This is a genomic window from Agrobacterium vitis (genome assembly GCF_037039395.1).
Lineage (GTDB): Bacteria > Pseudomonadota > Alphaproteobacteria > Rhizobiales > Rhizobiaceae > Allorhizobium > Allorhizobium vitis_E.
In genome coordinates, this window is sequence record NZ_CP146242.1 from 844848 (window position 1) to 858110 (window position 13263).

General features: G+C 56.8%; 10 protein-coding genes. 7 read left to right on the forward strand and 3 right to left on the reverse strand.

Going from position 1 to position 13263, the window contains the following annotated elements:
• Nucleotides 1-2: 2 nt before the first annotated feature.
• Both V6582_RS06665 and V6582_RS06670 read right to left on the reverse strand, forming a co-directional pair.
• On the reverse strand, nt 3-1259 hold the full coding sequence (locus V6582_RS06665; protein ID WP_156632921.1) for an aromatic ring-hydroxylating oxygenase subunit alpha: 1257 nt from the start codon (nt 1257-1259) through the stop codon (nt 3-5).
• A gap of 500 nt (nt 1260-1759) precedes the next feature.
• Nucleotides 1760-3595: a methyl-accepting chemotaxis protein gene (locus tag V6582_RS06670; RefSeq protein WP_156632922.1), complete on the reverse strand. Its 1836-nt coding sequence runs from the start codon at nt 3593-3595 to the stop codon at nt 1760-1762.
• Between the two features lie 864 nt (nt 3596-4459).
• Here V6582_RS06670 and V6582_RS06675 point away from each other — a divergent pair.
• Genes V6582_RS06675 through V6582_RS06690 form a run of 4 tightly spaced genes read left to right on the forward strand, consistent with a single transcriptional unit; the run spans nt 4460 to nt 8600 of the window.
• Nucleotides 4460-5560, forward strand: a complete 1101-nt coding sequence (locus tag V6582_RS06675) for an efflux RND transporter periplasmic adaptor subunit (RefSeq protein ID WP_156632923.1) — start codon at nt 4460-4462, stop codon at nt 5558-5560.
• Complete coding sequence (locus V6582_RS06680) at nt 5557-6258, forward strand: ABC transporter ATP-binding protein (protein WP_156632924.1); 702 nt, start codon at nt 5557-5559, stop codon at nt 6256-6258. Before V6582_RS06675 ends, V6582_RS06680 begins: the two co-directional genes overlap by 4 nt.
• Nucleotides 6255-7397 (forward strand): ABC transporter permease, encoded by a 1143-nt coding sequence (locus tag V6582_RS06685; RefSeq protein ID WP_156632925.1) that lies wholly within the window; start codon nt 6255-6257, stop codon nt 7395-7397. Before V6582_RS06680 ends, V6582_RS06685 begins: the two co-directional genes overlap by 4 nt.
• Nucleotides 7398-7400: 3 nt before the next feature.
• Nucleotides 7401-8600 carry an ABC transporter permease gene (locus V6582_RS06690; RefSeq protein WP_156632926.1) on the forward strand — a complete coding sequence of 400 codons (1200 nt, stop codon included), beginning with the start codon at nt 7401-7403 and terminating at the stop codon, nt 8598-8600.
• A gap of 537 nt (nt 8601-9137) precedes the next feature.
• Here the strand turns inward: V6582_RS06690 and V6582_RS06695 are convergent.
• A complete protein-coding gene (locus V6582_RS06695) occupies nt 9138-10208 on the reverse strand; it encodes a GGDEF domain-containing protein (protein ID WP_060719128.1) in 1071 nt (356 codons plus the stop codon).
• A gap of 208 nt (nt 10209-10416) precedes the next feature.
• Here V6582_RS06695 and V6582_RS06700 point away from each other — a divergent pair, with 208 nt between their 5' ends.
• Genes V6582_RS06700 through V6582_RS06710 form a run of 3 tightly spaced genes read left to right on the forward strand, consistent with a single transcriptional unit; the run spans nt 10417 to nt 13253 of the window.
• Nucleotides 10417-11388 (forward strand): L-threonylcarbamoyladenylate synthase, encoded by a 972-nt coding sequence (locus V6582_RS06700; RefSeq protein ID WP_156632927.1) that lies wholly within the window; start codon nt 10417-10419, stop codon nt 11386-11388.
• 36 nt (nt 11389-11424) lie between these two features.
• Complete coding sequence (locus tag V6582_RS06705; protein ID WP_156632928.1) at nt 11425-12855, forward strand: FAD-binding oxidoreductase; 1431 nt, start codon at nt 11425-11427, stop codon at nt 12853-12855.
• The gene (locus tag V6582_RS06710; RefSeq protein ID WP_156632929.1) at nt 12855-13253 is read left to right on the forward strand and encodes a winged helix-turn-helix domain-containing protein; all 399 of its coding nucleotides are present in this window, start codon (nt 12855-12857) and stop codon (nt 13251-13253) included. Before V6582_RS06705 ends, V6582_RS06710 begins: the two co-directional genes overlap by 1 nt.
• The last annotated feature ends 10 nt before the right edge of the window (nt 13254-13263 follow it).

The window sequence follows — 13263 nt, forward strand, 5'->3', positions numbered from 1 at the left end:
GATCAGGCCACGACCGACAGGGGAGATTTCCGCGAGGCTGTTTCGCCGTCCAGACGGTCGACCATGAAATTGGCATACCATTCGACGAACTGCATCACACCACCTTCATGATCGGGCGAATAGGGACCGGGCTCGTAAGCGGGCGACCGAATGCCGAAGGCATTTTCCTCGACAATCGAGCGGTCCTGATCGTTGGTCATGTTCCAGACATGGGTCAGGTCGTGGAGATTGTAATCCACGCCTTCCACCGCATCCTTATGCACCAGCCAGGTGGTGGTGACGGCGGTTTCCTCGGCGCTCAGCGGCAGCACCCGGAACGTGATGGCGTGGTCGCCGAGAAGATGGTTCCAGGTGGTCGGATAGTGGAACATCAGCATCGTGCCGATATGAGAAATGGTCACATCATCCGACAGCGGGTGCTTGACGGCCCGTTTGCCGTCCATCGTATAGCTCTCGGCATCCTGAACCAACGGCATGCGGGCGACGCGGAACTGGCCGCTCTGGTGCATGGTAAAGGTGCTGGGCAGACCGGCGGCCTCGCAACGCTGCCAGTGCTCGGTAATCACAGGATCGTCCCCTGCGCCCTGGACGCCGGTGGCGCTTGGCGCTTCCGGATAGGTGCGGCACAGTTCCGGGTGATTGCCGGCGCAATGGTAGCATTCCCTGTTGTTTTCCCAGACCAGCTTCCAATTGCCCTTTTCGACAATGGTATTGCGATGGGCGATTTTCGCCTCTTTCAACCGATGCGGCAGGATATAAGGCTCGACCATGCCGCGCACGGTGGAAAAATCCATCGGCTCTGCGGCAAGACAGACGAAGATATAGCCGCCAACCGTTTCGCAGGCGACTGGCTTCATGCCATGCTGGCTCTTGTCGAAATCCTCGCCCATCTGGCGGGCAAACACCAGCGAGCCATCGAGATCATAGGTCCACTGGTGATAGGGACAGACGAGCTTTGCCGACGCGCCACGCTCCTGGGTGCAGACCCGGTGGCCGCGATGGCGACAGGTATTGTGGAAGGCACGGATCACCCCGTCTCGCCCGCGCACCACGACGACAGGATAATCGCCGATCTGCACGGTAAAATAATTGCCAGCTCTCGGAATTTCGCAATCATGGCCCATGAACAGCCAATCGCGATACCAGATCAACTCCATATCGAGCTTGAAGTAATCTTTGTCGATATAAAAGGGCTGCTCCAGACTATAGCCTTCGCGGCGATTTTTCAGCTGGCGCAGAACGGTGCTGTGAATATCCATGATACCCTCGTTTTCCAACCGGCGCGGGAGCATCGAAAGAAAGGGGACACATCCGCCTACCTGCGACAGCACAGCGCGACCTATGCCTCATAACCCGCCCATACCTTCAAAACTCGATTCTAACCCATCTAGCGGTTCAGAACCATTATTTTTCAGAGTATTTGAGCTTTTCACCATCTAGCCACAAGCGCGCCACCCACGCCGTCTTGGCCTACGACATCGCAGATATGGATTGCGACATGAGGTGATTTGGATAGTAGCGATTGCACGGCTGTTCGTCAGACTGCAAAACACGGGGTCATGAGATTGCGGCCGCCGTAACGATCCGCAGGATAGGCATCGAGAGACCTGCGACTATCAGCAGGGGATCGGCAACGGCAAGACCCGCCAACCCGATAGCATCGGATGGCGGGTCAATTGGTGCCATTTTGGGGGACGTCATCCTCGCATTATAATCGCATCAAAAAAACGCCCCGACGTTTTCACCCTTCACACAGCCCTCACGCCGCGTAGGACATGCCAGACCTCCCCGCACTCCGGCCAATCTGGAACTGGCCCAGCAATTGGCGAAGCTTGTTGACCTCGCCTGCCAGCGAGGCGCTGGCGGCGGTGGTTTCCTCAACCATCGCGGCGTTTTGCTGGGTCATCTGGTCCATATGGTTGACAGCGCTGTTGACCTGGGTGAGGCCCACGGATTGTTCCTGCGCCGAGGTGGCGATTGCATCCATATGGCCGTTGGCGGTCGATACATAATCCTCAATGGTTTTGAGGACATTGCCGGTATCACGCACGAGCGTGACACCATTGCTCACTTCCTCCGAGGAATTGCGGATCAGTTCCTTGATTTCCTTGGCGGCCTGCGCCGAGCGTTGCGCCAGTTCGCGCACTTCCTGTGCCACCACCGCAAAGCCCTTGCCCGCCTCGCCTGCACGGGCGGCTTCAACGCCTGCGTTCAGGGCCAGAAGGTTGGTCTGGAAGGCAATTTCGTCGATCACGCCGATAATGTTGGAGATCTGGCTGGAGGATGCCTCGATGCGCTGCATGGCATCCACTGCGCTCGCCACCACCTGGCCGGATTGACGGGCCGCTTTATTGGCTTCGATCACCACAGCGCGGGCTTCCTGGGTACGCTTGGCAGAATTGGAGACGTTGACCGTGATTTCATCCAGAGCGGCGGAGGTTTCCTCAAGTGAAGCCGCCTGCTGTTCGGTGCGCTTTGAAAGATCACCCGCCCCAGAGGCAATTTCGGTGGAACCATTGTTGATATTGGAAACCGATTCCAGGATGGCACCCATGGTCTGGCCAAGCGTGCGCACCGATTGATTGAAATCGTGGCGAAGGCCTTCAAACTCCTCGGAAAATGCATCGCGCAGCTCAATGGTCAGATCGCCATCCGCCAGACGCTTCAAGCCAGCGGCCAGGCCGGAGGTTGCAATCATCAAGCGCTCCCGCGCATCTTCCTCGGCTTTCAACTGAGCCTGCTTGCGCTGCTCCTCAAGGCGCAACCGCCCCGCCTCCGCATCAGCTTCCAGCTGACGCTTTGCCACGGCATCCTCCCGGAAAACCTCAACGGCATCGCACATCAGGCCGATTTCATCGCGCCGCGGCCCAAAATCCGTGGCTCGTGATGTATCCCCGGATGAAAGCCGGTGCATCGCCTCGACCAGCAATTTGATTGGCAAAACCACGGTGCTGCGCAGCACGAAAGCCGTAGCGATCAACACCAGCACGATCAAAATCTGGATCGTACCGTTGATCGTCGCGGAGCGCGCTTCCGTCGCTTGAAGAGAGTTGCGGGCATCGGTCGTTACTTTGCGGGATGCCGCAACCGCGCTTTGAATGGACTCGTTGAGTTTCGAGGTGATCGGTCTGGTATACTGGTCACGGCGGGCGGTCAGCGCGATGAGGTCCTGACTTTGTTGAGCCCGCTGCTCTTTGACGAAATCCTTGATCTTGATGGAAGCCGTTGCGTAATCCCCAAGGCCTGTCGAAATGGCCTGCAACGCATTCGGATTTTCAGCAACGCGCATCGCCTCTTTCAGACTGTTTTGACCGTTGAGGGCTGATTTATTCACCGCGGCCAGCTCGTCATCAACCTCCTTGACAGTGGGTGCGAGCATGATGTTGCGCACGCCGCTCTTCATTTCGACAAACGCTTTCTCGCTGGCCGAGATACCGTCAAGAACTGTCTGCTCACGCAAAACGATGTCCTGCGCTGCCTTGATCGTGCTGTTCGTCCACTGCTGGTTGGCAACCATGCCCACAACCATGATAACGCCAAGCCCTGAGGCAATGTAGATCTTCTTTGCGATGGTGATATTTGATAAAAACGACATTGTCTCTCCCCGTATAGGGCTGACCGCCCCCACCCATGATGACAAAAGCTACCCCCCGCGACTGCGACCGCAGACGAACGGTGCTATGTGTGAAAGACCCGCAAAATCAGACAAATCACAGCATAGAGATATCCGCTGGGCCCCAGCCAAACGGATCATCAAACGCACATGATGGTTCAAGGCCGATAGAGCCTCTTTGCCGATTTGCCGTTGCGGGTTGGCTATCATTCCATCCGGACAACAGGGTGCCTGCATTGTCATAAAGCAGACCACTCAATTTCATAAAACTCTCAAAACGTGCAGATACGCCTGCAACAACCCAATATTGGAAACATTAACTTAAGCATCTCTTAATTTAATGCACCCAAAACAGGAGATGCTAAATTATTTTGCACTTATAGCGTTATTTACTGCGGGAGCGTTGCGCAGCAAACTGAATGCCCCTTGAAAGGGACGTATCGCGATACAGAAGAAACAAGCCGCAAATATGCGAGCGAATAGAGTTTCGCCGGGAAAAATTGGAAACCGGTCTTCTCAAAAAGACAACCGAAAACAAAGAGGCCTACAGTACCCTGCGCCATATATGGCGCAGGGTACTGTCGATCATGTCCTGGGTCGCGCGTTCACCTGACGCGCCGCTAGCGCCTAGCGCACCGCGAAACTGGACAGCGAGGAGCGCCACGGCCTTGATGTGAATTCACGCTGAAGCGCGAATTTCGGCGCTCGACTGAAATGCCCCTCTGGAATGGCGCCGCAACCGAACAAATGCGAGCGCCCTCCGCGAGAAGGTCCTATTTCATGATTGTGTACGTTCTGGATTGTGTTTTGGGTCGCGCCGTTTAACAGCTCCCCCATGCTGGCGTTATGAACATCATACCAGAAAATGATCGAAAACTCCTTGAGACGCTCAAGTCGCTTTCACTTGAGCCCTCGCTTCAAACGCAAGAGTCGCCGGACAAAAGGTCGCGGCGCCTTTTATATGGTGCTGGTTTTATCGCACTGCTGATCAGCGCCGTAGGCGCTGGAACCTTCATTTGGCCCGATGGTATCAAGCGCGTCAAAGAGGGATTGTCGCAACGATGGCTGAGCCAAAAGTCAGAGCCAATTTTAGCCGTGGAAGCGGCGAGGAGTGCTGCTTCCTCATCCATACCGGTCAAGCCTAGTCCTGTTGCGGCCAGAGAAATAACCGGTTCCGGATATGTCGTGGCTTCAAACGCTGTCTCGGTCTATTCAAAATACGAAGGCCAGATTCGGTCTGTCAGCGTAGAAATAGGCCAGCGTGTAGAGGCTGGTCAGACGCTTATCGTTCTTGATGACTCGACCAGCCACCTCGAACTCGAGCAGGCACAATCAGACAAAATTTCTGCTCGCCTGACACTCGAAGCCAAGAGAATTGAACTCAACCAAGCAGAGGCCAATTTTCTGCGTTCTGAGACACTTGCCGATAAACAGGCTGTTTCCAAGGAAGACCTGTTACACGCCAGCACCACCTATAACAGCGCAAGGAATGCACTTGCTCAGGCGCAGCAAAAGCTGGCCAAGGCCGATCTTGACGTTAAAATTGCGCAAGATAAAGTTGACGATTTCGTGTTGAGAGCGCCAATTTCCGGGACGGTTACGGAACTGAATGCTCATACAGGCGATATGGTTCTCTCCCGCTCGGATAGTGTGCGTGAAAATCAAAAACTTCTGGCGATTACCGACACCACGACGCTGGTGATCGATGCGGATGTGGCAGAAACCAATATAGGGGCGATTACCATTGGTCTCGCTGGAGAAGCGGTGCTTGACGGACTTCCCGATCGGCCATTCGCTGTGGACATACAGCGGATCGCGCCTGTTGCCTCCCTTGAAAAAGGCACTGTTACCTTGCGCCTCAAACTTCGGGATCCGCCAGGCGGCATCCGGCCAAACATGGCGGCGCGCATTCGCTTAGCTCAGAGCGCTGGAGAAAAATCCCAATGAGTCATCAAGAAGCTTACATTTCGCTCAGTGACGTCAAAAAAGGGTATAAAATCAGTGGAGAGATCATCCCGATATTCTCAAACCTCAACCTTGACATTCCCGGCGGAGATTTTGTTGCGATCATGGGGCCGTCAGGCTCTGGTAAATCCACCCTCCTCAACATGTTGGCGGGCATAGAACGACCTGACTTCGGCTCTTTGCGAATAGGCACAAGCCGCCTCGATCAAATGGGGGAGGCAGCGCGCGCGTCTTGGCGCGCCAATGGTATGGGTATCGTATTTCAATTTTACAATCTGTTACCCATGCTGAGTGTCGCAGAGAACATCGAACTGCCGCTGCTACTCAAGCCTTTGTCGGCAAAAGACCGGCGGAGTCGCGTGCAGAAAGTGCTCGAACTCGTCGGCCTTGGAGACCGCTCCAAGCAATATCCCACGCTGATGTCAGGTGGTCAGCAACAACGGGTCGGCATCGCTCGAGCTATTGTTGCCGATCCGGCGTTACTGCTGTGCGACGAACCGACCGGCGATCTGGACCGAAAGTCTGCCGATGAGGTTCTCGAAATATTGCGTTTTCTGAACCGCGAGTTCGGGAAAACGATTGTCATGGTAACCCACGATCCCCAAGCGGCACTCTATGCTAAACGGACTCTCCATCTGGACAAGGGTTCGTTCATGGAAGAGCAGAGGGCTTCTCAATGACCTTCTTTGACCTGGCCAGAAAAAATGCCTTGCGCAAGCCTTTTCGAACGATATTGCTCATTATCTATGTAACGGTCGCTTTCCTTATTTACGGCCTTACGGCAAGTTTCGTGAACGGCAGCCAAGGCGCATCGGGAGCAAGCGACGACATCCTGGGTGTTATGAGTGCCGCTGGCCGTACCCAGCCGCTTCCGATGTCTTACATGAACCGCCTCATCGCAGATCCGGACGTCTCAGCGTTAAACTTTATGATCCGCCTGCGAGGATTTGTTGTCACCGAAAAAAACGTGATGAGCGTTAGTGCGGTCGATCCACAGCATCTCATCGACACAAATGGTAAAGAGCTCGCGCTAACGAAGGAACTCGTTAACGGACTCAGCCAGCAGCGTAACAGAGTTCTTGTTGGCCGGGCGCTTGCCGAAGCCCAGGGATGGCAGATCGGGCAGACCATTACGGTCACAAGTTTCGACATCGCCAAACAAGATGGAAGCCGCGACTGGTCCTTCACGATTGCAGGCATTTTCGACGGCGAGACCGCCGCCACAGATACATATTTTATACTTGCTCAATATGACTATTTAAACGCATTGCGCGCGCATAATAAAGATACGGTCGATGTTTTCGTTGTTCGTCCCAAAGCAAATGCTTCGGCCAGTGAACTTGCGGTGCGTATAGACGAGATGTTTTCGAACTCCGCAGCACCCACCCGCACACAATCGGAGAAGCAGTTTCTCGAGGCGTTCCTGCGCCAATATGCCGATGTCGGTCTCATCGTCAACCTCGTCGTGAGTGCTGCTTTTGTCACCCTGCTGATGATCGCCGTGAATACGATGGTGTTTTCGGTACGTGAGCGAACGTTTGAAATCGGCGTGCTAAAAACGTTGGGCTTCTCCGGCATGCAGGTCATGCTGCTGATCCTCGGGGAAACATTATTCATTTTCGCGGTCGGAGGAAGTATCGGCCTTTTATTCGCAAAGCTGGCCGTGGCTATGAGCGATCCGGCACTCGGCCTGGTATTTTCCACGGCAATCCTTGCAAAGTCTGTGGTGATGATCGCAGCCCTCGGATTGGCAACCGGCGCACTTCCGGGCTTTAACGCACTCAGAATCCCCGTTATCGCAGCCTTCAGAGAAAGATAAGTTATGACTTTCAACCTTAGGCAGTCACTGGTGATGGTGCGGGCAAATCTCTATAGTTTGCCGCGGCGCCTGCCGATTTCCCTTTCGATGATCCTTTCAATCGCGCTGGTCGTTTGTGTCCTCGCCGGCTTTCTGTCCATGGCAAGAGGTTTCGAAAAAGCTCTGCGCAGTGCAGGATCGCCTTCCGTTGCGGCTGTCCTGGGCGGCGGCACCAATCAGGAGACCGGCTCCGATATCCCAACATCCGTTATCCGCACGCTGGAAGCCAAAATAAACGATATAGGTGTCGCACGCAGCAGCGACGGTGCGCTCATGCTCTCTCGTGAGATTGTGGTGACCGTGGATGTCAAGCCTGACAAAGCTGCGGTCGGACGCACAATCGCATTGCGTGGCATGGACGCGGCGGGAATGTCGATCCGTGATAATATTTCGCTGTCTACAGGGCGGCCTTTCAAATCCGGCGCGCGCGAGATTGTCGTTGGTGATCGCTTTGCCCGTGAGTTGGGATTACATACGGGTGATATGGTTCGGCTCGGGACGGTCAACTGGACCGTTGTCGGGCAATTCTCCGCGCAAGGCAGCGCCTTTGAATCTGAAATATGGGCCGACCTCGATGCAATTCGTTCAGCGTTTGATCGTCAGGGACAGGTCCAAAGTCTACGACTACGCTTGTTTAGCCCGACATCTCTTCCAGCTCTTCAAAACGAACTCGCAACAATAACCACAACGCCGCTGATCGCTGTTTCGGAAGCTGATCTTTATGCGGCGCAATCGGGCCGAACAGCCAGCCTGATACGGCTGTTCGGCTGGCCTCTTGCAATCTTGATGGCAATCGGCGCCACAGCAGGTGCGTTAAACACCATGATGAATTCTGTTTCTGATCGTAAGGTGGAAATCGCAACCTTTAGAGCTTTGGGTTTTACGCGTTTCTCGGCATTCATCGGAACCTGGACTGAGGCCGTTCTACTTGCTGCAATCGGTGTGATATGCGGCCTGGCAATATCATGGCTGGTCTTCAATGGATGGCAAGCCAGCACGATCGGCGCGAATGACGCTCGGATGGCGTTTCAGTTAGCGGTTACCAGCGACGTCGCGTTCGTCGCTGGAGCGCTAGGGCTTACAATCGGCGTCATAGGTGGGGCATTACCAGCGATCACTGCCACAAGGCTTCCTATAGCAACAGCTCTAAGGTCGAACAGATAGTTTTTTCCTGGTGGCTCGAACGTTGGGTCTACTGCATAATTCTTTAAACCGGAATCGGTTTAAAGAGAAAATTATGCAGCAGATATAAAGCGCTACAGCGAACCTTTGTGCGCCATATATGGCGCACGGCGCTGTAGGCGATGTGCAGGTTTGGCATCTTTCTGCTGACTGCTCTTCAACATTCAGAACCGTGAAGCTTTCTATGGAGGAGCACCGACGCGCAAATCCGCCTGGTTGATCAGCAACACCGCGCTGTTTATGCTCTTGTCCACTGCTCTTTGTGCCCAATCTTAGCCGCCTATCCTGGCTGGGACGACGTCAAGACTAGACTTCCGCCTAAGCCATTCAGGGGAACGTGCCATTATTGTCGTCACGCACGCGGCCCAAATTGGAGTTGATATCGAGCCGCTGCGGGCAAACCGGCGGCTCGATGCAGTCGCGAAAAGGTTCTTTGCGCTACAGTGCCGTACAGAGAACCGGTTCACACTTTTCAGTCCAAAATCAATACCGTTCGCGTTCAGGCGTCAGCGACCTTCCTCACACCACATGCGGCTTGTAGATCAGCCAATCCTTCGGCACATAGCTGTTTTCTGTCACGCCATAGAGCGTCACCGTATCGCCACCGGAGGATTTTGAGGCTGTCAGGGCGCGTTCGGAATAGGTCATCAGGTCGAAGGCATTGGGGGCCTGTTCGGAGAGGCAGATGCCGAAAGACATGGTGAGCGCGGCAAGCGAGCCGTTGGAACCGGCATTGACCACGGCGGTGGCCTTCAGCTTGACGCGCACCGCATTGACGATGCGGCTGATTTCGTCCTGGTCTGACGTGTAGAACAACAGGCCGAAACGGCTGCCGTCGAAGCGGCAGGCAAGGTCGTCCTTGCCGGCCACGGCCTTCACCACCTTGGCAATCTGCTTGATGAAGCGCTCGGTCACCGTCGGGCCAAGATGATCGGCGAGCTTGGCGAAATCGTCGATTTCACCGACCGCCAGACCGCACAGCGTCGGCAGAGCCGGATTGGCATAGACTTTTGCCAGCGCTTTGTTGAAGGCGCGGCGGCTGCCCATGCCGGTCAGCGGATCGACGAATTTCGCCTGTTCCACCTGATCGGCCTCGCGCTGTACATCGGCGAGCTGCTCGGTCTTTTCCACCACGGTTTTGACGACATTGCTGTTTTCGGCAACGCGCTGGTCGGTGGCGGCCTTCAGCGCCTGGATGGAGCGGCTCAGTTCCGGATTGCCGAGATCGGTGTCGGTCAGGATGCCCTTGGTGGCATCACCGATCAGCCGGCCATAATCGGTCAGCGACAGTTTTTCCTGGTTGAGCAGGCTGATGAAGCTGCTCATTTCGGCGCGTACCTTGTTATTGTGGCGGGCGAGAAGTCCGTCCTCATGATGGTGGGGCAGGTATTTGCGACCGAGCGCGTCCAGCGCATCCTGGGTCTTGACCTTGCCGAGCGCGATGAACTCGCGCACCAGATCCGGATTGCTGCCGGAATAGGCTTCATAGACCAGTTCGTAATTGCGCGGCAGGCCCTCGATCCCCATCTGATGCATGGCTGTCGCTACACGCAGCGCAATGCTGGAGGCCGGATTTTTCATAGGCTGCATCGGATGCTTCCCCACATCGAATCATTGATTGCCCGCAGAGTAGCGCGACACTTCTTTCTTTCGGTTACAGCTGTATTTAAAATTTTACGGATTGGTGAAGAGACAGTGAAAAGCAAGCCTGCAAGATGGAAGCGCGTTCATAAAAGTCATTTGCTCCCGGGGCCGGGTCAGGCTATTTCACCGGTGAAACAGCGGCAATCAGGCAGGCATGGCACAGCGTCTCTCAGTCATCACATCCCCGGAACCGGCCATCCGCGCCGCCTTGCCCCTGCTTGAGGCCGGCGAAGTGATCGCCATGCCGACCGAGACCGTCTATGGCCTGGCGGCGGATGCCACCAATCCGCAGGCCATCGCTCGAATTTACGAGACCAAGGGTCGCCCACAGTTCAATCCGCTGATCTGCCATGTCGCCGATCTCGCCATGGCCGAGCACTACGGCATTTTCGATCCCTTGTCGCGGCAATTGGCGGAGCGGTTCTGGCCGGGGCCGCTGACGCTGATCGTGCCGCTTGCGCCAGATTCTGGCATTCATCCGCTGGCAACTGCCGGGCTGGACACGGTCGGCCTGCGCATGCCCCTGGGCTTTGCCGCCACGCTGATTGCTGCCTTTGGCAAGCCGCTGGCCGCCCCAAGCGCCAATACATCGGGCAAGATCAGCCCGACCACGGCTGCCCATGTCGAGGAGGATCTAGGGGCAAAAATCCCGCTGATCCTCGATGCCGAGGCAGCGGGCGTCGGGGTTGAATCCACCATCCTGAAGGTGGAAGATGGCCAGATCCGGCTGCTGCGGCCCGGTGGGCTTTCGGTGGAGGCCGTGGAAGAGGCGACAGGATTGCGGGTGATCCGCCCGCAAAAGGCAGGCGCGATCATCGAGGCGCCGGGCATGTTGGCCTCCCATTATGCCCCGGAGGCTGCTGTGCGGCTGAATGTGACCTCGGTTATTGCCGATGAGGCGGTGATCACTTTTGGCTCTGCCGTCCCGCAAGGGCTTGAAAAGGCGGCACTCGTGCTCAATTTGAGTGCCAGCGGCGACCTCACTGAAGCCGCCGCCAATCTGTTCAGCTTCATGAAAAGGGCCGATGCCAGCGGCGCTGCCCGCATTGCCTTCACCGCCATTCCCACCCATGGGCTGGGAGATGCAATCAATGACCGGCTGGAGCGGGCCGCTGCGCCACGATGATGGTTTGCGGCGAGAGAATAACAAGGACGAGACGCCATGACTGACATGCCCCTTTCCGCCGCCCTGCTCGACCGTTTCATCGCCATCGTCGGCCCCGCCCATGCACTGACCGCTCAGGCTGATATCACGCCCTATCTCACCGAAAATCGTGGCCTTTACCACGGCGCCTCCCCGCTGGTGCTGAAGCCCGGTTCGACCGAAGAGGTCTCGAAAATCCTGGCGCTGGCCAGCGAGACGAAAAGCCCGATCGTGCCGGTCAGTGGCGGCACCGGCCTGGTCGGCGGACAGGTGCCGCGCGATAATTCCAGCGATATCCTGCTGTCGTTGGAGCGGATGAACAAGGTGCGCGAGGTCGATCCGGTCGGCAATGTGATCGTCGCCGATGCGGGCTGCATTCTGGCCGACATTCAGAAGGCAGCCGCAGACGTCAACCGGCTGTTTCCGCTGTCGCTCGGTTCGGAAGGCTCCTGCCGGATCGGCGGCAATCTCGCCACCAATGCCGGCGGCACCGCCGTGCTGGTCTATGGCAATATGCGCCAGCTGTGCCTGGGCCTCGAAGTCGTGCTGCCGACCGGCGAGATCTGGAATGGCTTGCGGCGGCTGAAAAAGGACAATAGCGGCTACGACCTGCGCGACCTGTTTATCGGCGCGGAAGGCACGCTCGGGGTGATTACCGGCGCCGTGCTGAAGCTTTATCCGCAGCCGCTTGGCCATGAAGTGGGTTTCGTCGGGTTGAAATCGCCGGTGGAAGCTTTGGCGCTGTTTGAAAAGGCCAGCGCGCTCTGCGGCCCGGCGCTGACCGGCTTCGAGCTGATCCCGCGCATCGGCATAGACTTCACCAGCCGCCATATTCCAGGCGTCCGCGATCCGCTCACCTCGGCGCATGATTGGTATGTGCTGATCGATATTTCCACTTCCGATGCGGCGGAGACGGCGAAAACCATGCTGCAAACGGTGCTGGAACAGGGTTTTGAAGCGGGACTGATCGAAGATGCCGTGGTCGCCGGTTCGGTCGCCCAGCAAAAGGCGCTCTGGCACATGCGCGAAAGCATGTCGGATGCGCAAAAGCCGGAAGGCGGTTCAATCAAGCATGATGTTTCGGTGCCAATTGCCCGGGTTCCCGCCTTCATGCGGGAAGCGAAAGAGGCGGTGCTCGCCGCCATGCCGGGTGCGCGGGTCTGCGCGTTCGGCCATCTGGGCGATGGCAATATCCATTACAACATCAGCCAGCCCATCGGCGCCGACAAGGCGCAGTTCATTGGCCGCTGGCGCGAGATCAATAAAGTCGTGCATGATATCGTCCGCGCCCATGGCGGCTCGATTTCGGCCGAACATGGGGTCGGCCAGCTGAAACGCCAGGAACTGGCGCAGACAAGACCGGACATCGAAACCGCGCTGATGACCCGCATCAAACAGGCCTTCGACCCCGCTGGCATCATGAACCCGGGCAAAGTGGTGCCCGGCTGATGGCCGACACAGTGCCTTCCCACGACAATCCAAACCCGGCATCGGACAAGGTGCTGTTTCGGATCGATCTGGCCAATGGCGCACGGCTTGGGCCGGGCAAGGTGCAATTGCTACAGCTGATCGGCCAGCATGGCTCGATCCGCTCGGCGGGCGTTGCCATGGGCATGTCCTATCGCCGCGCCTGGCTTTTGGCCGATGAAATCAACCGAATGTTCAGGGAGCCCTCCATCGCCACCCGCCATGGCGGCAAAAGCGGCGGCGGCGCTATCCTGACACCCTTTGGCGCGGCTCTGCTGGCTCGGGCGCAAGCCATGGATGCCGCTATCCGTGCGACTCTGGTCGAGGATCTCGCCTGGCTGGAGGCGATGGCGGCGACAGAGTTGGTGCCAACTGAGTGATGTAGCAGGC